This window comes from Lentzea sp. HUAS TT2, assembly GCF_051853195.1.
Lineage (GTDB): Bacteria > Actinomycetota > Actinomycetes > Mycobacteriales > Pseudonocardiaceae > Lentzea.
This window is the reverse complement of the sequence record NZ_CP196667.1, coordinates 7,452,943-7,472,572: the sequence shown is the minus strand read 5'-3', so window position 1 is coordinate 7,472,572 and position 19,630 is coordinate 7,452,943. Positions and strand designations below refer to the sequence as shown.

Sequence of the window (19,630 nt, the reverse complement as noted above, 5' to 3'; positions counted from 1 at the left end):
CGGTCGGGGAAACCCGTCACGTCTGGAGGGCAGTGTTGCGCGTACTCGACCTCACCGATGATCTGGCCCGGCAGGGCGCACGGCTCCTGGTCGGGCTCGGCGCCGACGTCCTGCGCGTCGACGCCGACGAGCACCTGGGCGAAGCGGAACGCCTGCACTGGCACGCCGGGAAGAAGCTCGTGCGGACTTCCGGTGACGAGGACCTCGACGCACTCGCACGGGACGCGGACGTGGTGCTCGAGAGCGGCCCTGTCGCGAAGCTGCGCGGCCTGCGCGCCGACGGCACCTCGCGCTGGCCGCACGCCGTCCACGTGATCGTGACCCCGTTTGGTCTCACTGGTCCCCACCGGGACTGGGTCGGCGGCGACCTCGTGCTCGCCTCGGCCGGCGGGATGACCTGGCTCGGCGGGCAGCCGGACGGCCAGCCCAAACCCCCGCCGCGCGAGCAGGCGTGCCAGGTCGCCGGGGCGCACGGGGCCATCGCAGCCTTGCTGGGCGTCCTCGCCCGGGACCGCGTGGGCACCGGCCAGCTGATCGACGTCTCGGCACAGGAAGCGGTCGCCGCCACGCTGGAGACCGGCGCCATCTCGTGGATCCACGCCGGTCGGTTCCCGGTCCGCACCGGCGGTGTCTACGACCACGTGGCGCACCGGATCTTCGCGACCGCTGACGGGCACGTGGCGGGCGGCTACTCCGGCAGCGAACGCATGTGGACGGACCTGCTGGCCTGGCTTTCCGAGGAGGGCGAGGCGGGCGAACTGCTGGACGAACGGTTCGCCGACCCGGTGGTGCGCTGGGCGGAGCGGCCGCGGGTCGACGCCGTGGTCTCCCGGTTCGTCGCGAAGCGGACCGCGCGGGAGGTGGCCGAGCAGGGCCGGGAACGGGCGCTGCCGTGGGCCGAGGTGACCACGCCGGCGGACCTGGTCCGCAACCCGCAGCTGCGCGACCGGCGGTTCTTCGTCTCCGTCGACGGCACCGAGGACGCCGGGTTCCCGTGGAACGCGCCGGGCCTGCCCCGGCCGGTCGTGCTGTCCCCGCTCGCCGAGGGCACGTGGACCGGAGCGGCACGCGGACGGAGTGCCACCGACGGTCGCCGTCCGCTCGACGGGGTGCGGGTGCTGGACCTGACCTGGGTGCTGGCCGGGCCGTACGCGACGAAGGTCCTCGCCGAGCACGGCGCCGACGTGATCAAGGTCGAGTCGCGGCACCGGCACGACCCGACCCGGTTCTCCCCGTCGATGCGGCTGCGGCCGGACGCGGGACCGGACGACTCGGGCTACTTCCTGAACTACAACCGCGGCAAGCGCAGCGTCGCGCTCAACCTGCGCACGCCCCAGGGCCAGGAGGTCCTGCGCGACCTGGCCGCCCGGTGCGACGTCGTGGTCGAGAACTTCAGCCCCGGCGTGCTGGACCGGTGGGGCCTGGACTACGAGTCGCTCCGCGCGCTCAATCCGCGAGTGGTCCTGGTGTCGATGTCCGGTGTCGGTCACACCGGGCCGTGGCGCAGGGCGGTCACCTTCGCCGACACGCTCGCCGCGATGTCCGGGCTGTCCAGCGAGACCCGCGACCCCGGGCTGCCACCGCAGGGTCTGGTTTTCGGGCTCGGTGACGTGGTGGCGGCCAACGCGGCGGTGCTGGGCGCGCTGGACCTGCTCGTGCGCGGGCACGGCGGGCACGTCGACCTGTCCCAGCTCGAGGCGATGGCCGCCACGATGGGACCTGCCGTGCTCGAGCACGGACACGACGACCCCCGTACGGCCGCGCACCCGAACCGGTCGCGGCACGCCGTACCGCACGGTGTCTACCCTGCCGCCGGAGACGACCGCTGGGTCGCCGTCACCGCGCTGGACGAAGCCCAGTGGGCCGCGCTGCGAGACCTCGCGGACCTGCCCGGCGACGGCGACCTCGCCCGGCGGCGGGCGGCCGAGGACGAGATCGACGCGGCGCTCGCGGCGTGGACGCGCGCGCAGGACGCCGAGGAACTCGTCGCACGACTGCAGCACGCCGGAGTCGCCGCCGCACTGGTCGCGACCGGCCGCGACCTCGTCGACGGCGATGAGCACCTGGCCGAACGCGGCTTCTACCAGCCTTTGGACCACCCGATCGCCGGCACCGTCCTGCACGAGGGCGTCGTCGCCCGGCTGACCGCGACCCCCGGCGTGCTGACCTCGCCCGCTCCCCTGCTGGGCGAGCACACCGAGGAGGTCCTGCGGGAACTGCTGGGCCTCGAAGACGACCGCCTGGCCGCACTGCGTGCCGCCGGGGTCACCGAATGAGAGGAGTACCGATGCCGGTGCTGACCACCGTCCTGGACGCGGGCGTGGCCACGATCCGGATCGACCGGCCCCCGGCCAACGCCGTCGACCCGGCCATGATCTCCGAGTTCCTCACGGTGCTGCCCCCGCTCATCGCGGATCCGGATGTGCGGTGCCTCGTCATCACCGGCACCGGACGGTTCTTCATCGCCGGCGCGGACATCGCCGTCATGCGGGACCTCTCGGAGGCCAACCAGGCGAAGATGCGCGGCTGGATCGACGTGCAGCGGCTGCTGGAACGAGCGCCGAAGCCGGTGGTCGCCGCCATGAACGGCCATGCGCTGGGCGGCGGTGCCGAGCTGTCGCTGGCGTGCGACCTGCGAATCCTGTCGTCCTCGGCGAGCTTCGGCTTCCCCGAGATCGCGCTGGGCCTGTTCCCAGGGGCGGGTGGCAGCCAGCGCCTGCCACGGCTCGTCGGGCCGCACCGGGCCAAGCGGCTGATGGTGGACGGCACCCGGCTCGCCGCACACGAGGCGCTGGAGCTCGGCCTGGTGGACCTGGTGGTCGACCCCGGCGACTTCGACGCCACCGCGGCCGAACAGGCACGACTGCTGGCGGCCAAGCCGACCGCGGCGATCGGGTTGATCAAGAAGGTGGTGGACGAGGGGTACGGGCTGCCGATCGAGGAAGCGTTGCGGTACGAGGAGAAGGGCGTGCTGGAGCTGACCCGCACGGCGGATGCGGCCGAGGGGCTGCAGGCGTTCCTGGACAAGCGCCCACCGAAGTTCACCGGCCGCTGAGCGCCGAAGGGCGGCAACGGATCCCGTTGCCGCCCCGAACTTCTCAGTACTGCGCGACCAGCGGGGTGTCCACGCCGATGTCGCCGATCTTGCCGGCGCCGCCGGGGTCTCCCAGCGGTGCGTCGCGGCCGGGCAGGGTCTGCTGGAAGAACCCGATCGAGTCGGTGACGAACACCGCCTTGCTCTCGTCCCCGCGTGCCTTGCGGTCGACGAAGATGGCGTCCACCGGGCACTCCGGTTCGCAGGCGCCGCACTCGATGCACTCGGTGGTGTTGATGTAGCTCTTGCGGTCGCCGACGTAGATGCAGTCGACGGGGCAGACGTCCAGGCAGGCTCGGTCGGTGACGTCGATGCAGTTCGCGCCGATGACGTAGGCCATGGTTCTTCCCTCCGGGGGTCAGGAGTTCTCGGTCGAGTGGCCGGGGAACAAGGACAGCTCGGGGTCGAGCACGACCGCGGCGTTGTTGACCGCTGTCGCGACCTCGCCGAAACCGACGGACATCAGACGCACCTTGCCCTCGTGCTCCGCGACGTCGCCGGCGGCGTAGACGTGCTCCAGGCTGGTGCGCATGCGCGAGTCGACCAGGATCGACCGGCCCCGCAGCCTCATCCCCCAGCCGGCGAGCGGACCGAGGTCGCTGACGAACCCGAGTGCCGCGATCACACTGTCCACTTCGAACACCCGAGGTGCGTCCTCCCCGCGGACGCGGACGTGGGCCAGCCGCACCGTGTCCCCGCCGACCAGGTCCTCCACCTCGGCGTCGGTCACGATCCGCGTACCGCCCGCGGCCACGGCCGTGACGCTGGCCGCGTGCGCCCGGAAGGCCGACCGGCGGTGTACGAGGGTGACCGACCGCGCGATCGGTCCCAGCGCCAGCGCCCAGTCCACCGCGCTGTCACCACCGCCCACGACGAGCACGTCCTGCCCTCTGTGCGCGCCGGGGTCGGTGACGAAGTAGCTCAGGCCGCGGCCGAGGTACTCCTCCCCGGCGGGCAGCTTGCGCGGCGTGAACGTGCCGATCCCGGCCGTGACGATCACCGCACCGGCGCGGACGACCTGGCCGTCGGACAGCGTGACCTCGGGCCGGCCCTGCTCGTCACGGCCCAGCGCCACGGCCTGGCGGCCCAGCAGGTACTCCGGGTCGTACCGGCCCGCCTGGTCGAGCAGCGCGGCCACGAGGTCGCGACCTCGCACTCGCGGCAGCCCGGCGACGTCGAGGATCTCCTTCTCCGGGTACAGCGCGGAGATCTGCCCGCCCGCCTGCGGCAGACCGTCGACCACGACGGTGCGCAGTCCGCGGAACCCGGCGCAGTAGGCGCCGTAGAGGCCGGTCGGTCCGGCGCCGACGAGCAGGACGTCGGTGTCGAGGGGAGCAGGGGGCATGAGCCGGCCTCCGTCGGTGCGGTGGTGTCTGGAGTGGACGGACAGCGTCCGCGGTTGCACCGGACCGTAGGAGGACGTGACGGCGCGGTCGTGCATCGCGGACCGCTGAGCGGACCACGTCCCCGATTTCGGATCCCGGTCCGGTGAGCGGACCGGAGGCGTTGGCCGGCGGGCACGCCGGTGGTGGACTCCGCCTCGGCTTCGGCACAACGGACTTGGAGCGGCCATGAACGCGCAGAACGGGGAGAAGACGGGCACGCCGCCTCGGCGGACCCGGCGACCGACGAGCCTCCCGGGCCGGCAGGACTGGGCGAGCTGGCCGCACTACCAGGCCGCGGCGGCCGGCTTCCGCGGCTACTGGTACCCGGTGGGCTACTCGTCGCGGTTCACCGGCAAGCCGCGGCAGATCACGTTGCTGGGACAGAAGATCGTGCTCGTCCGCGACGGCGGCAGGATGTACGCGCTGAAGGACCGGTGCCCGCACCGCGGTGTGCCGCTGTCGGAGGGCAACCAGCAGTTCCCCGGCACGATCTCCTGTCCGTACCACGGCTGGACGTTCGACCTGAAGACCGGCGACCTCAAGGCCGCCATCACCGACGGCCCGGCCTCGCCGATCTGCGGCAAGGTCACCCAGCCCACGTACGCGGTCGAAGAACGCCTGGGCATGGTGTGGGTGTTCGTCGGTGACGGCGAGCAGGCCCCGCCGATCGACGAGCAACTGCCCGAAGAGCTGGTGAGCAACGCCGCCGTCATCGGGTCGAGGATCCAGCCGCGCGAGGGCAACTGGCGCTTCGCCTGCGAGAACGGCTACGACGAGGGCCACGCGAAGTACCTGCACCGCACCGCGTTGTGGCGGTTGTTCAAGTCGATGCCGGTGTGGAACGAGACCCGGATCGTGCAACGCGGCCGGTGGATCTACCGCGTGCAGGACGAGCAGTACTGGACGGCGGACTTCCCGGGGCTGGGCAAGTGGGACAACCAGGCGTGGTTCAAGCTGCGGCCACCCGAGAAGGTCGGCAACATCGGCAACACCGGATCGCACCGCCAGGTCAACCCGGTGATCGAGGCCCAGGACTTCCCGGGCTTCGCCTCGGTGAGCATGCCCGGCGTGCTGCGGATCGTGTACCCGACGTTCATCCACTACGAGTTCTACGTACCGGTGGACGAGGACAACCACCTCTACGTCGGTGTGCTGGCGAGCTTCCAGCGCGGGTGGCGGACGCTTCCCTTCTACGCCAAGTACCTCGGCTTCGTGCGGTGGCTGTTCCACGGGCAGTTCTCCGCGCAGGACAAGTGGATGGTCGAGGTGACCGACGCGCCACCGGAGAAGCTCTACCGGCCCGACGACTCGTTGCTCAGGTGGCGCAAGCTCGCCGAGGACACCTGCGAGGAACGCGTCGACCGGTTGAGCGCGCGGGGCGTGACCGTCCCGGTCCCGGGGGCGAACTGATGGCGCGCGTGGTGCTCGGCGTCGGAGCGTCCCACTCGACGTTGATGAACACCCACTGGGACAAGGTCGTGCACACCGACCGCGCGCAACGGTTCCGCGACGCACTGCGGGAAGCGCGCGACGAGATCGCCGCGGCGGAGCCCGACGTCGCGATCATCGTGGGGTCCAACCACTTCCGCGGGTTCTGGCTCGACATGATCCCGTCGTTCACCCTCGGCGTCGGTGAGGTGATCGCCTCAGGTGAGGCGAAAACCCCGTCGGGACCGCAGAAGACCGCACCCGACGTCGCGCAGCGGCTCGCCGAGGAGCTGGTGCAGCGCGGCACCGAGGTGGCGATCTCGGCCCGCCTGCAGATCGACCACGGTCAGACCCACGCGATCCAGTACCTCCTCGACGACATCGCGGTACCGGTGGTGCCGCTGGTCGTCAACGTCTTCGCCGCCCCGCTCCCCCGGCCCGACCGCTGTGCCGAACTGGGGCGCAACCTCACCGCCGCGATCGAGGCACTGCCCGAGGACCTGAAGGTGGTCGTGATCGCCTCCGGCGGCCTGTCGCACCAGCTGCCGTGGCCCGACGACTGGCGTGCCCCCGACGGCGAGGACGAGGAGTTCCTCGTGGAGGCGTGGCTCAACGGCCGCGGTGACTGGGAGCGCTACGACGGCCGTCGGCGCGACATCATCACGGCCGCGCGACCGGTGCTGTTCCCCGAGTTCGACGAGACCTTCCTGGCCGACCTCGAACGCGGCGAACTGGAGAAGTACACGGCGCTGACCGCCGAGGAGATCGGCGAGGCCGCGGGCAACGGCGGCCAGGAGCTGCGCTCGTGGCTCGTCATGGCCGCCGCGCTGGGTTTCGCACCGGGCCGCGCGCTGGCCTACTCCCCGATGCCGGAGTGGCTGACCGGGATGGGGGTCGCGGTGATCCGGCCATGACCGCGCTCGACGCGGTGCTGGACCACATCACCGAGGACCGGCTCCGCGCGGCGGCGCGCGCCGTCACGGGCATCCCGAGTCCCACCGGCCGTGAGGCGCCGTTGGCGCGGATGCTCGCCTCCCGCCTGTCCGCGGCGGGTTTCACCGCGCAGGCGCAGCACCTCGACGAGTTCCAGGCCAACGCGGCCGGCAGGCTGCGCGGGTCGGGCGGCGGCGAGGACCTGCTGCTCTACGCGCCGATCGACACCCTCACGACAGGGCAGCCGGAGCTGGACGTGCCGTGGATCGGGCCGGAGCTGCGCCAGGACATGCGGGCGCAGCCGCGGGACGAGGGACCGTTCGTCTCCGGTCTCGGCGCGAGCAACCCCAAAGGCCACGCCGCCTGCGTCCTGGTGCTGGCCGAGGCACTGGGCGCGGTGCGACCGGACCTGGCCGGTGACGTGGTCGTGGCGTTCGGTGCGGGAGGCATGCCCACCAACGCGATCGAGGCACCCGGCTACCCCGCCCGCGCCAACACCGGTCACGGCACGGGCTGTTCCTTCCTGCTCGAACGCGGCTGGTACGCCGACCACGCGGTGATCGCGAAGCCGGGTGACTTCGTCGCCCACGACGAGGTCGGGCTGTGCTGGTTCGAGATCACCGTGCCCGGCGTCCACACCTACGTCGGCAGCCGCCACCGGCTCCCCTACCGCAACCCGATCGTCACCGCCGCCGAGGTCGTGACCCGCCTGGAGCGGTGGCTCGCCGACCACCCCGCGAGGCACCGCACCGCCTCCGCCGCGCCGCAGGGCGTGATCGGGTCGATCGCCGGCGGCTGGGAGCGGATGCTCGCGGTCACGCCGGCCGCCTGCCGCATCCGGCTGGACCTGCGGATCGCGCCGGGTACCACACCGATGTCGGTCAAGCGGGAGCTGGCCGCGTTCCTGGCGCGGTTCGAAGACGTGCTCGGAGTCGAGATGGTGCTGGCGATCCCGGGCACCAGCACCCCGCCGGACGCACCGATCGTGCGGACGGCGATCGAGGCGTGGGAACGCACTTCCGGCCGTCCGCACCAGCCGATCCCGGACAACAGCGGTGCCACGGACGCGAACGTCCTGCGGTCGCGCGGCATCCCGACCGTCCGCACCGGAATGCCCAAGGTCGCCTCCACCGAGTTCGACGTCGACTTCAGCCGCGGCATGAACACCGTCGACGTGCGCGCGATGCGCCGCCTGTGCGAGGTGCTGGCACGCACCACCTTCTCCACCACCGCAAAGGGAGCAGCATGACCCCACCACCCGCCAGCCACTACGCCGACGGCGGCGGCGTCACCTTCCACTACCACGACCTCGGCTCCGGGCCGGACACCGTGTTCCTGCACGGCGGCGGCCCCGGCTGCACGGGGTGGAGCGACTTCGGGCCGGTGGCGCCGCTGTTCGCCGCAGACCGGCGGTGCCTGCTGGTGGACATCCAGCAGTACGGCCGCTCCTCGAAGACCACCATCAGCGGGCCGATGTGGGACCACCACGCGGCCAAGACCGTCGCCCTGCTCGACACCCTGGGCGTCGAGCGCGCCGACTTCGTCTGCAACTCCTGGGGCGGCACCATCGCGCTCAACCTCGCCGCCAAGTACCCGGAGCGGGTGCGGTCGCTCGTCATCACCGGCAGCATGCCGGTGTTCTACGGCCCGCTCGCCCCGCTGCCCGAGGGCGGTCGCCGCGGTCGCAACGCCCGCGACGTCTACTACGGCGGCGAAGGCCCGACGCGCGAGAAGATGCGCCGCCTGATCACCACCCTCGAGTGGTACGACGGGGAGCAGCTGCCCGAGGAGACGCTCGACCTCCGCTACGAGCAGAGCCTCGACCCCGGCGAACGCGCGCTCGCCGGCATGTCGGACTCGCCGCGCGGCGAGTGGCAGGACCTGACCGAGGAGCTCGGCCTCGTCGAGGCGCCGGTGCTGTTCGTCTGGGGCATGCAGGACGCGTTCCTCACACCCGACTACCCGCTGATGCTGGCCCGCATGGTGCCGCGCGGAAACCTCCACGTCATGGACCACGTGTCCCACCACCCGCAGGAAGAGCGCCCGCACGCCTACCACGCGGTGGTCGACGGGTTCTTCCGCTCACTCGTCCCGGAAGGGGTTCCCGCGTGAAGACCCTGCTCGCCCTGACCGCCGCGGTCGCGGCCATCGCCGCACTGCGCAGGCTCGCGGCGTTCAGCAACACCCAAGTGCACCGCATCAACACCGAGGAGTCCGCGTGAGCATCTGGACCGACCTGAGCCCACTGCCCCACCGCGTCGAGTACGTCGACGCGGCGGGCGTGCCGACCCGCACGCTGCGGGCCGGCGACCCGGACGCCGAGGCCGTGGTGTTCCTGCACGGCACCAGCGGGCACCTGGAGGCGTTCAGCCGCAACATCTCCGCGCACGCCGAGTTCGACGTGCACGCCGTCGACATGCTCGGCCACGGCTACACCGGCAAGCCCGCCCGGCCCTACGAGATCGCCGACTACGTCCGGCACCTGCTGGACTACTTCGACGCCGTCGGCATCGGATCCGCGCACATCGTCGGCGAGTCGCTGGGCGGCTGGGTCGGCGCCCGTGCCGCGATCGACTTCCCGGAGCGGGTGACGAGCCTGCAGTTGTTGTGCGCCGGTGGAACCGTGGCCAACCCCGAGGTCATGAACCGCATCCGGACGAGCACGAAGGACGCCGTCGCCACCGACGACGTCGAACTGACCCGGAAGCGCCTGCGGTTGCTCATGGCCAGTGAGCAGGACGCCACCGAGGAGCTGGTGGAGGTCAGGCACGCGATCTACCACACGCCCGAGTTCGTGGCCAATGTGGACAACCTGCTGTCGTTGCAGGACATGGAAAGGCGGCAGCGCAACCTGTTGCGCCCGGAGGAACTCGCCCGCATCACCCAGCCGACGCTGATCGTGTGGGGCCGGCAGAACCCGTTCGGCGAGGTGCCGGAGGCCACCAGGATGCACCAGAACATCCCGGGGTCGCGGCTGGAGCTGTTCGAGGAGTGCGGGCACTGGCCGCAGCACGAACAGGCGGCGCGCTTCAACCCGCTGAGCCTGGAGTTCCTGCGCAAGGCGAGCGCGGCATGAGGGCCGCGCGGTTCCACGAGTGGGGCTCGGCCCCCGTCGTGGAGGACGTGCCGGAGCCGGTGCGCGGCGAGGGCGAGGTGCTCGTCGAGGTGCAGGCCGCCGCGGTGGCGCACCTCGACACCACCGTCGCGAGCGGGACTTTCGACCTCAAGCCACCTCTGCCCTACATCGGCGGGGTGGAGGGCGCCGGGGTCGTCGTCGAGTGCGACGCGGACTCCGGCCTCGAACCCGGCTGCCAGGTCCGGTTGCGCGGCGGGGGCCTGGGGCTGCTGCGCGGTGGCACCTGGACGGAACGGCTGAGCGTGCCGGCCAAGGCCGTGACCCGGCTCGACGCACCGCTGGCCGCGGAGGTCGCGGCTACCTTCTTCGTCCCGGCCACCACCGCGTTCGCGGCCCTGCACGACGTCGCGCGCCTGGGCGACGACGAGGAGGTGATCGTGGTCGGCGCCGCCGGCGCGGTCGGCTCGATGGTCGCGCAGCAGGCCAGGTTCGCCGGCGCGAAGGTGATCGGCGTGGTCGGCCGCGCCGACCAGCTGGCCGACGTGCCAGAGGGAGTCACCGGCGTGGTCCTGGACTCGGCAGAGGACGTCGCCCGGCTCGCCGCGGACCGCACGGCGACCCTGCTGGTCGACACACTGGGCGGCGACGGACTCGTGGCCCGCACCCGGTGGGTCCGTCCCGGCGGGCGCGCGGTGGTGGTCGGTTACGTGACCGGCGCGGAGGTCCGCGTCGACCTGCCGTCCTGGCTGCTCGACGACGTCGCCCTCCTGCCGCTCAACATGATCCGCCGGGAACGCCGGGCCCGCGAGGTCGCCGACGACCTGGCGAAGCGGCTGTCCGCAGGCGAGCTCCGCGTCGACGTGCAGAGGTACGCGTTCGCCGACGCTGCTTCGGCCGTCGAAGACCTGAAAGCCGGCCGGGTGCGCGGCCGAGCCGTCCTGATCCCCTGAACCCCGGGTTCGGCCGGCGATCCGATCCACCGGCCGAACCCGGCCCGACGTCAGGTCTGGCGGTTCTTCCATGACGGCGAACAGCGTCCTCGGCAAGGTCCAGCTCATCCTGGAGGCGTTCGGGCTCGACGACGAGCACCTGAGCCTCACCGAGCTGTCCCGGCGCTCCGGTGTGGCCAAGGCGTCCGTCCACCGCCTGGCGCAGGAACTGCTGGCGTGGGGCGTGCTCGAACGACGCGGCAGCGACTACTGGCTCGGCATCCGCCTGTTCGAGATCGGGCAACGGGTGCCGCGCCAGCGCATCCTCCGCAACGCCGCCCGTCCGTACATGGAGGACCTCTACCACGCCACGAACGAGACGATCCACCTCGCGGTCCCCGACGGCCGCGAGGTGCTGTACCTGGAGAAGGTGTCCGGTCACACCGAGGTGACCAGACCGTCCAGAGTGGCCGGTCGCATGCCGTTGCACTGCACCGCCACCGGCAAGGTCCTGCTCGCCTTCGGGCCGCGGGCACTGGTCGAGGAGGTGATCGCCGGCCCGCTCGAACGCGTCACTCCCCACACGGTCAGCGCGCCGGGACTGCTGCTGAACGAGCTGGGTCAGGCGAGGGCGAACGGCTACGCGGTCGAGTACGAGCAGACCCGTGTCGGCTTCGTCAGCGTCGCCATTCCCCTGACGGGCCCGACCGGCCTGACCACCGGTGCGCTGTCCATCACCGCGCCGCTCTTCCGGGCCGACGTCCCCAAGTACACGGGCCTGCTGACCATGGTCGGACACCGGATCACCAGAACCATCAGCGCCCTCCAGTCGGCGTCCGCCGAACCGTGAACCACGGGTCCGGTGACCGACTCACCTCGTTGCCCGGTGATCCGGCCCGGAACGAGCTTCCCGAACCTGTGCGTGCCGAGAACTACGTCCGCGCAGGTTGAGCAGCATGGCGGTACTCGCGGATGACCCCGCCGAGACGGTCCTGCCGCTCTACGCCGAGGCGTTCGATCTGGCCGGGTTGAAGACGCTGAGGCCGACCTCGCAGGGGTGCTGCGGCGGCAAGTGACCGGTGGGTGCGGTGCTCGTTGTAGTGCCGCTCGTACTCGCGCAGCGCGTGCCGTAGGTGAGGTAGCTGGGCACCACCATGGGGACTGTAAAACGCTCGGTGTAGCTCCCGATCATGGAAGTGCACCTGATGACCGACATGATGTCCGGCGCGGAGAACGCCGAGGACTCGAAGCCTGCGACCGGTCTGGACGGCCTGGACGAGCAGCTCATCGCGCAGCTGCTGAGCAGTGCCAAGGCGAGCGGGCTGAAGCTGACCGGTGAGGGTGAGATCACCGATCACCTCCGCTATGACAAGCACGATCCGGCCGTGGGACCGGTAACTCGCGTAACGGCACCCGATCCAGGACCGTGCACACCGATGTCGGTCCGGTCGAGATCGACGTGCCTCGTGATCGGGACATGCGCTCCAGGGCGCGGAGTGAGCGACTCTTCGACACACGCCGAACCAGTACCCGCGTCACCGCCGTGCCCGCCAGTGGCACGGCGGTGGCACACCCGTGTCACGCATAGAGGACATGGGTGACAACAGGGGTGGATTGACCCGTGTCAGGTTCCGGGGCGGCGGCCGACAGGTGCGGCTGGTCGGCGCGGTGGCCGTGCACGGGTCTGAAGGTACGTGGGAAGCGCTGGAGGTGGGGAGCCGGAAAGCACGGACGTTGCTGGCACTGCTGGGTGCGTCGCACGGGCGGCTGGTCACGGTCGAGACCGTCGTGGACGAGTTGTGGGCTGGTGTGCCGCCGCAGCAGCCGGAGGCCAACGTCGCCACGCTGGTCAGCCGTCTGAGAGCCAAGTTCGGCCCGGACGTGATCACGGGCGGGCGACGGGGCTACCGGTTGGGCACGGGGGTCGGGGTGGACCTGCACGACGCGGCCGGCCTGGTGGCACAGGCGGAGGGCGCGCTGAGCGGCGGGCGGGCACGTGCCGGACTGCTGGCCTCCGAACAGGCGCTCGAGCTGATCGGTGGAGGGCCGGTCCTGGCCGACCATCCGACGTCCGAGTGGGCCGAACAGGCCCGTGCGTGGCAGGCCGAGCTGTTGCGCCGCGCACGGCACACGGGCGCCGGGTGCGCGCTGCGGGAGGGACTTCCCGCACGGGCACGAGCGCTGGCCGAGGCGGCCATCGCGGTCGACCCGCTCGACGAGCTCGCGTACGGGCTGCTGATGCGGGCACACGTGGCCGCAGGCGAGCCGGCCAGGGCTCTCCTGGCCTACGAAAGGCTGCGTGCCGCGCTGGCCGCCGAACTGGGCACCGTCCCGGTGGCCACGACCCGCGATCTGCACGTCGCCATCCTGCGCGCCGACATGGTCTCGGCGTGACGGTGGCGCGGTGTCCACGACCCACGCCGGGGCCAGCGGGGCGGCGAAACACCGCACGACCGCGCACCTCGGACACGTCGTGGACACCGCGCCGCTACGGAACCCGCTCCACGCGCCACTCCCGAGACGAAGGCGTGTAGCGGCACACGCCACCGGTCGTGACAGCAGCACGCAGCTCCCCACCCAACACGGGGTCGTGCTCACTGATCGCGTCAACGGCCCGCTTGATGGCCTTGCGCACGGCGGTACGAGCCCGTTCCGGAGAGGAGGCGAAGCCGCGGACACGGCTGCCCAACCCCATCGCGCGGGCGAGCTCGGCGGCCACCGCGTCGCGTTCCGAACGGAGCCGCTCCGCCTTGGCCAGGTCGTCGTTGGCCTCGGAGGCGTCGATGGCCTGGTCGAGGTCGCGCACGTGCCTGCGGTAAGCGCCGATGGCGGTCTCGTCCAGCAGCTCGTGCTTGCCGGTCAGCACCGCGGAGCTGACCAGTTCGACGGCGGCGAGGTCCTCGCCCGGCTGGGCGAGGAGCCGGGCCAGGTAGTCGATGCCGACCAGGTCCGGGAGTGCCATGTGGACGGTTCCGCTGTGCACCGTCCACTTCGAACCGGAGCGTCGCAGCACCACGGGAGTCGAGGACGGCGCGAGGGCTTCGGCCCTGGCCGTCCACTGGCGGACGCGCGACGGCATGTCCAGTGCGGCGGCCTCGTCGGCCGCGTGGGCGAGCAGGTCGCGGGCCCACGCGAGGTCGCCTGGCCTGGCTCTGGCGACGAGGGCCTCGGCGAGGCGGGCACGGCTGAGCGCGGTCGCCGGGCGGTTCTCGAGTCTCATGTTGGCGTGGACCGCTTTTGTCAGGTGCTCCACCGCGGCCACCGGGTCGCCTGCCACCAGCGAGGCGAGGCCCAGGGCACCGGACACCGAGCCCAGGCAGGCCACCGCGAGCGACACCGTGACCGGGAGATCGGCGAACGGGCGCAGCAAGGCCGCCAGCTCGGTCGCCATGGCAACGTCGTTCAGCAGGGCCGCCGCCTCGACGAGCGCGACCATCGCGGGGAGCCAGGTGCTCGACCTCGGCACGTTGGCGAGGCCGAGGTCGAGCAACGGGGTCAAGGCCGCGCGCGCCTCGGCGAACCGGCCGTCGCGGGCCAGCACCATCACCGCCGACGCGCGGAAGCCGTACTCCCCCACCGCCAGGGTCGCCGAGGACAGCGTGTCGGTCACGAGGTCGGCCAGCTCGCCGGCGCGGCCCTGGAACCAGCGGATGTTCAGCAGCTGCGCCGCGTGGTAGCCGATGGCGTCCGCGTCGCCCACCGCCAGACCGAGCCGCAGGCAGACGCCCGCCTCCTCCTCGGCCTGCGCCAGCCGGCCTGCCCTGATCTGCCGCATCACGTCCATGCACGCCACGATGTAGCCGGTGCTGGCCACGCCGAGGGTGGCCGAACGCTGGCGCAGCTCGGTCAGCGACCGCTCCGCCTCGGGGTCGCCGAGCATGTACAGGTCGGTGGTGCGCCACAACAACCCGAAGAGCGCGAGGATCCCGTCGCCCGCCGCGGACGCCGCCGCGATCTGCTCCTCGGCCAACGGCAGGCGCATCGCCGCGTGCTCGGGGCTGAGCAACGCGTGGTGCGCCAGCGAGAGCGCGTCCGCCACGGCGTGCGGGTCCCCGGTCGCGCGGGTCCGGTCCAGCGCGTCCAGCACCTGCTGGACCGGCGCGCCCTCGTAGACGGCCTCGGCGGCGAGGCGCACCGTGAGCCGGCAACGCAGCGAACGCTCGTGGTCCGGCAGCGAGGCCAGGGCTCTTCGCTGCCGGGCCAGCACGTGGCCGCGCACGGCCGCGTTGCGGTACTCGTGCACCCAGACGCCGCCCAGCCCGAGCACCGCCCGTGCCGTCAGCACCGGGTCGCCGGTCGACTCGGCGGCCTCCGAGGCCTCCTCGAACTCGGTCCGCGCGTCGCTCAGCCGTCCGCACGCCAGCACCGCGTCGGCGTGTTCCACCAGCAGCTCGGCACGGCCCGGCAGGTCCTTGCGCTGCAACGCCAGCGCGGCCGCGCGGCTGAGCAGGTCCGCAGCGCGTTCGTAGGCGTAGCCGCGCCGCAGCGACTCGGCCGCCACGCGGCACGCGTTGATCGCGATCACGGTGTCGGCGTCCGAACGCACGGCGGCGGCCAGGGCGTGGTGGGCGATGCGTTCGGGGTTGCCGGTCAGGACGGCCGCGGCGCGGGCGTGCGCGTCGAGCAGCCGCACGGTGTCGAACTGGCCGATCGCGACGGCGCGGACCAGGTCGTGGAGCTGGTACCCGTTCGGGGTCAGGTCGAGCAGGCCCTCGTCCGCGGCCGCGGTGAGCGCGGCCAGCACCTCGGCGGGTGACCGGTCGGCGAGGCTCGCGATCTCGCCGGTCGTGCCGTCGACGTCCAGCAGGGCGGCGAACGCGAGGATGCTCCGGCTGTCCGGCTCCAGCCGGGCCACGGCCTCGGCGATGGCGTGTTCCAGCGTGGCCGGGCGGGATCCGGTCCAGCCGAGATCGACCGCACGGGCCAGGTAGAGCGGGCTGCCGCTGGTGACGCGCAGCAGCGTCCTCGCCGTCGCGCGGTCCGGTCTCGGCTGGCCGTGGGCCTCCAGCAACGCCTCGACGTCGTCGATGCCGAAGCGGCGAAGCGCGATCGTCGTCGCGGTGGCCCGCAGCTCTCCCAGCAGCGCGTCGGCGGCCGGCCCGCTCTCCACCGGGGTGTCGCGCGTGCAGAGGACCAGGACCAGCGGCAGCCGGTCGAGCGCGCCCGCGAGGAACCTGGTCAGCAGCAGCGCGCTCTCGTCGGCGTAGTGGACGTCGTCGATGACGATCATCGTCGGCTTGTCCGCGCGCACCTCGGTGAGCAACTCGGCCACGGCGGCGAACCTGGCGAACCGCTCCGGGCCGACCCCGTCGCTGCCGGAGTCCGCGGCCAGCAGGCTGGAGCCCGCCGGACCGGCCAGTGCAGGCAGCACCGCGGGCCACGGCCACAACGCGGGTGCACCACCGTGCGGCCAGCACCGGCCCCACATGACCTCGAAGCCGTCGCGTACGGCCGCCGCCGACGCCTGTTCGCACAACCAGGTCTTGCCAACGCCCGCCGTACCGGACACGACGACGAGCTGCCTGCGCCCTCGGGTCGCCTTCACTCTCGCCGCGGCCAGCACCTCGAGCTCGTGGCCGCGACCGACAAACGTGCCTTCCACCCACCAAGTCTGTCCCACGACGATTGGAGGTAGACGCTTTTCCCGAGATACATAGAACTGGAATTCGTCCCGGTGGCTGCAATCCCGCGATCTACACTGCCGCGATGCTCGAGCAGATCGTTGCTGCCGTCGCGCAGGTCTCCGCCAGCCCGACACCCGAGGAGGTGTGGGTCGCCGAACCCGCACCGCACGCCGACGCGGCCGTTAACCAGTTCGTCGTGTTCCTGAAACCCGAGGTCACACACGCGGGAGTGCGGTTCGGCGCGGTGTGCGGGATGGTGCTGGACAAGTTGGCGGCACACGAGATCGACGTCCACGCGGTGCGGGTGGTCAACGGACCGTTCATCGCACGCGCGCGCATGATGGAGAGCCACTACGGCGTCATCAACGAGGTTTCCCGGCTGGGCGAACGCGCATTGTCCGCGGCCGCACGCAAAACCGCACACGAACACTTCGGCGACGCGGAGGTGCTTGGCGCGCACCAGTTCCTGGAACGCTTCCCGCAGTTCTCACCGCTCGCGCTCGCCACGCTCTTCGCCAACGTCGGAAACATCAAGATCGCCTCGGGAACGTATGCCGGCGCGGTGTCCGTGCTGGGCCGGAAAATGGTGCTGTTGAACGGTTTCCACCCGTTCCAGCTCGAACGCTTCACCCGGGGCGACGCCTCCATCGTCGTTCTGGAATGCACGACGACGACCTCGTGGAGGATGTTGCGGCAGGAGATCGCCGGTGCCACCGATGCCGCGAAGGCCGCTCCTGGCTCGATTCGGCGCGCTTTGTTCGACCGTTCCGCCGAGTTCGGTCTGAGTGGACGGTCGAACGGCGTCCACCTCTCGGCGGGCCCGCTGGAGGGCCTGGTGGAGATGCGGCGCTTCTTCGGCGACAAGGCGACCACCTTCGACCGGTTGCTGCAGGCCGTTGGCCTTTCCGCCGACGACTTCACCGGAAGTCCGGCGGCATTCGACCTGACCGAGGAGATGGACGCTCTCGACGCGGTCGAGGTCCTCCTGCGGAGCTGATCACTGCAACGGCACTGCAACGCCAATGCAATCCCCGTCGCTAGGTTCCTGTTGCAAGACAAGGAATTCGGGCCGATTGGGGAGTTGTTGATGAAAGGGTCACTGAGTCCTGGAAAGCTCCGCTTTCGCGCTCCAAGATCGTGGCAAGAGCCCGAGGGGCACTTCCTCGTGGCGCTGTCCGACCCGTGGTACCGCACCCTGGTGCAGGCGCAGGACACGATCGCGAGCACCACGTCGAAGTTCTGGTCCGCCCGCGGTGTGAAGTCGTTGCTGCTGCCGGTGACCACGGGGTCGATCTCGTCGCCGATGGGCCTGGGCAGCGACTCCGAGCCGGTGCTGGTCAACCTCAACGGCGCGCCGACCTACCTCGCCGACTCCATGCAGTTCATGCTGGAGTACGGCTGCCGGCTGTCGCCCGGCGGTGCCTACTACCTCATGCCGTCGTTCCGCGGCGAGATGCCGGACGCGACGCACCTCAACGAGTTCTTCCACAGCGAGGCGGAGATCCCCGGCGAGCTCGACGACGTGATCGACGCCGTCGAGGCCTACGTGCGGGCGATGTCCGGTGCGCTGGTGACCGAGCACGAGGAGTCCATCGCCTCCGTCGCGGGCGACGTGACGCACCTGGAGGAGATGAACGCGTCGACGGGTTCGTTGCCGCGGCTCACGTTCGACGAGGCGGTCGAACTGCTGGCCCGGCTCGGCGGTGAGGTGTGCACCGATCCCGTGCACGGTTTCCGGACCATTCCCCGCAAGTCCGAGCAGCTGCTGATGGACCACTGCGGCGGAATGCTGTGGCTCACCCACTTCGACCGGCTGGCCGTCCCGTTCTACCAGGCCGATGTGGACGGCAAGGCCGTCAACGCCGACCTGCTGATGGGGCAGGGCGAGACCGCGGGTGCCGGGCAGCGTCACACGACCGGTACCGAGGCGCGTGCCGCGCTCGCCGCCCACAACGTGGCGGAGGAGGAATACGCCTGGTACGTCACGATGAAGGACCACTACCCGATGCTCACGTCCGGCTTCGGCCTCGGCGTCGAGCGGTTCCTGCTGTGGGTGTTCAACCACGACGACGTGCGCGACCTGCAGCTGCTGCCCCGCATGCGCGGGCGGGTCATCCTGCCATGAGCAGCGGCGCCGTGCTGCCGCCGCGTCTGCGACCGGGCGACGTGGTGGCGGTGGTCTCACCGTCCGCCGGAGACGCCGCCCGGTACGCACGACGCGCGGCACGCGGCGTCCGCGCGTTGGAGGAGCTCGGTTTCGTCGTCGAGGTCATGCCGAACGCCACGCTCGACCGGTCCTGGGTGTCGGGCACGGTGCGGGAGCGCGTCGACGACGTCCACCGGGCGTTCGCCGATGACCGGGTGCGCGCGGTCGCCTCTTTCATCGGCGGCAACCACGGCGCACAACTGCTGGAGTCACTGGACTTCGACCTGATCGCGGGCAACCCCAAGGTCCTGTTCGGGTACTCCGACATGACCAGCCTGCTGCACGCGGTGCACCGGAGGACGGGACTCGTGACGTTCTACGGGCCCGCCGTGCTCCCCCAGTTCGGCGAGTTCCCGAGGCCGCTCCGCGAGACGGTCGACCACTTCCGCGCGGTGACGTCCGTCGCCGAACCCGCGGGCGCGTTCCCGGTGCTGGACGGGATCGTGCGGGAGTTCATCGACTGGGCCGACGACGAGGTGCGCCCGCGCGAGCAGGAGAAGGCGCTCGGACGCCGCGTGCTGCGCGGCGGCCGGGCGCGAGGTCCACTCGTGGCCGGGTGCCTTCCCACGATCCGCCACCTCGTCGGAACGCCGTGGCAGCTCGACCTCCGGGGCAGCGTGCTCGTGCTCGACGTCCCGGACTCCCGGTACCGCGTGTGCGACGCCGACGCGGACCTGTGGCACCTGCGCAACGCGCGGGTGCTGGACGGCCTGGCCGGACTGGTGGTCTGCCGGTCCAGGCACTTCGACGGGCCGCTGGCCGCTCAGCTGTGCGACGTGGTCGAGGAAGTGACCAGGCCGTACGGGTTTCCGGTCCTGGCCGAGTTCGAGAGCGGTCACGGCGACCCGGCGCTGACGGTCCCCATCGGACCCGCCGCCGAGCTGTCCGGTGCCGAACTGACCGTTCTCGACGCCGCAGTCAGCTGAACCACACCACGAGCCAATGGAGTAGCACC

General features: G+C 71.5%; 16 protein-coding genes and 1 pseudogene. 14 read left to right on the top strand and 3 right to left on the bottom strand.

Features of this window, described 5'->3' with window-relative positions:
• Positions 1 to 35: 35 nt before the first annotated feature.
• Positions 36 to 2,276 (top strand): CoA transferase, encoded by a 2,241-nt coding sequence (locus ACSHWB_RS35395; RefSeq protein WP_439657650.1) that lies wholly within the window; start codon positions 36 to 38, stop codon positions 2,274 to 2,276.
• 11 nt (positions 2,277 to 2,287) lie between these two features.
• Entirely contained in the window at positions 2,288 to 3,055 is a 768-nt protein-coding gene (locus tag ACSHWB_RS35390; protein WP_439657649.1) for an enoyl-CoA hydratase/isomerase family protein, read from the top strand.
• A gap of 43 nt (positions 3,056 to 3,098) precedes the next feature.
• Here ACSHWB_RS35390 and ACSHWB_RS35385 read toward each other — a convergent pair whose 3' ends face one another.
• Positions 3,099 to 3,434: an indolepyruvate ferredoxin oxidoreductase subunit alpha gene (locus ACSHWB_RS35385; protein ID WP_439657648.1), complete on the bottom strand. Its 336-nt coding sequence runs from the start codon at positions 3,432 to 3,434 to the stop codon at positions 3,099 to 3,101.
• Positions 3,435 to 3,452: 18 nt separating this feature from the next.
• On the bottom strand, positions 3,453 to 4,439 hold the full coding sequence (locus tag ACSHWB_RS35380) for an NAD(P)/FAD-dependent oxidoreductase (RefSeq protein ID WP_439657647.1): 987 nt from the start codon (positions 4,437 to 4,439) through the stop codon (positions 3,453 to 3,455).
• Positions 4,440 to 4,665: 226 nt separating this feature from the next.
• On the opposite strand from ACSHWB_RS35380, the gene ACSHWB_RS35375 reads away from it, so the two are divergent.
• The 9 genes and pseudogenes from ACSHWB_RS35375 (at position 4,666) to ACSHWB_RS35335 (ending at position 13,239) form a co-directional block, all read left to right on the top strand.
• On the top strand, positions 4,666 to 5,889 hold the full coding sequence (locus ACSHWB_RS35375) for a Rieske 2Fe-2S domain-containing protein (RefSeq protein ID WP_439657646.1): 1,224 nt from the start codon (positions 4,666 to 4,668) through the stop codon (positions 5,887 to 5,889).
• Positions 5,889 to 6,821, top strand: coding sequence for a hypothetical protein (locus ACSHWB_RS35370; RefSeq protein ID WP_439657645.1), 933 nt, complete (start codon positions 5,889 to 5,891; stop codon positions 6,819 to 6,821). The genes ACSHWB_RS35375 and ACSHWB_RS35370 overlap by 1 nt, the downstream gene beginning before the upstream one ends.
• A complete protein-coding gene (locus tag ACSHWB_RS35365) occupies positions 6,818 to 8,089 on the top strand; it encodes a M20 family metallopeptidase (RefSeq protein WP_439657644.1) in 1,272 nt (423 codons plus the stop codon). The genes ACSHWB_RS35370 and ACSHWB_RS35365 overlap by 4 nt, the downstream gene beginning before the upstream one ends.
• On the top strand, positions 8,086 to 8,952 hold the full coding sequence (locus ACSHWB_RS35360; protein ID WP_439657643.1) for an alpha/beta fold hydrolase: 867 nt from the start codon (positions 8,086 to 8,088) through the stop codon (positions 8,950 to 8,952). The genes ACSHWB_RS35365 and ACSHWB_RS35360 overlap by 4 nt, the downstream gene beginning before the upstream one ends.
• 106 nt (positions 8,953 to 9,058) lie before the next feature.
• A complete protein-coding gene (locus ACSHWB_RS35355) occupies positions 9,059 to 9,916 on the top strand; it encodes an alpha/beta fold hydrolase (RefSeq protein WP_439657642.1) in 858 nt (285 codons plus the stop codon).
• Complete coding sequence (locus ACSHWB_RS35350) at positions 9,913 to 10,866, top strand: quinone oxidoreductase family protein (RefSeq protein WP_439657641.1); 954 nt, start codon at positions 9,913 to 9,915, stop codon at positions 10,864 to 10,866. Before ACSHWB_RS35355 ends, ACSHWB_RS35350 begins: the two co-directional genes overlap by 4 nt.
• 70 nt (positions 10,867 to 10,936) lie before the next feature.
• Entirely contained in the window at positions 10,937 to 11,695 is a 759-nt protein-coding gene (locus ACSHWB_RS35345) for an IclR family transcriptional regulator (RefSeq protein WP_439657640.1), read from the top strand.
• A gap of 355 nt (positions 11,696 to 12,050) precedes the next feature.
• A pseudogene (locus tag ACSHWB_RS35340) lies at positions 12,051 to 12,322 on the top strand (transposase); the annotation flags it as partial.
• 137 nt (positions 12,323 to 12,459) lie between these two features.
• Entirely contained in the window at positions 12,460 to 13,239 is a 780-nt protein-coding gene (locus ACSHWB_RS35335; protein ID WP_439657639.1) for an AfsR/SARP family transcriptional regulator, read from the top strand.
• A gap of 94 nt (positions 13,240 to 13,333) precedes the next feature.
• Here ACSHWB_RS35335 and ACSHWB_RS35330 read toward each other — a convergent pair whose 3' ends face one another.
• A complete protein-coding gene (locus ACSHWB_RS35330; protein WP_439657638.1) occupies positions 13,334 to 16,447 on the bottom strand; it encodes an ATP-binding protein in 3,114 nt (1,037 codons plus the stop codon).
• Positions 16,448 to 16,470: 23 nt separating this feature from the next.
• Between ACSHWB_RS35330 and ACSHWB_RS35325 the strand changes: the two genes are divergently transcribed.
• The 3 genes from ACSHWB_RS35325 (at position 16,471) to ACSHWB_RS35315 (ending at position 19,601) form a co-directional block, all read left to right on the top strand.
• Positions 16,471 to 17,466 (top strand): hypothetical protein, encoded by a 996-nt coding sequence (locus tag ACSHWB_RS35325; protein WP_439657637.1) that lies wholly within the window; start codon positions 16,471 to 16,473, stop codon positions 17,464 to 17,466.
• A 168-nt stretch (positions 17,467 to 17,634) separates the two neighbouring features.
• Positions 17,635 to 18,594, top strand: coding sequence for an amino acid--tRNA ligase-related protein (locus tag ACSHWB_RS35320; protein WP_439657636.1), 960 nt, complete (start codon positions 17,635 to 17,637; stop codon positions 18,592 to 18,594).
• Positions 18,591 to 19,601, top strand: a complete 1,011-nt coding sequence (locus ACSHWB_RS35315) for a S66 peptidase family protein (RefSeq protein WP_439657635.1) — start codon at positions 18,591 to 18,593, stop codon at positions 19,599 to 19,601. Before ACSHWB_RS35320 ends, ACSHWB_RS35315 begins: the two co-directional genes overlap by 4 nt.
• The last annotated feature ends 29 nt before the right edge of the window (positions 19,602 to 19,630 follow it).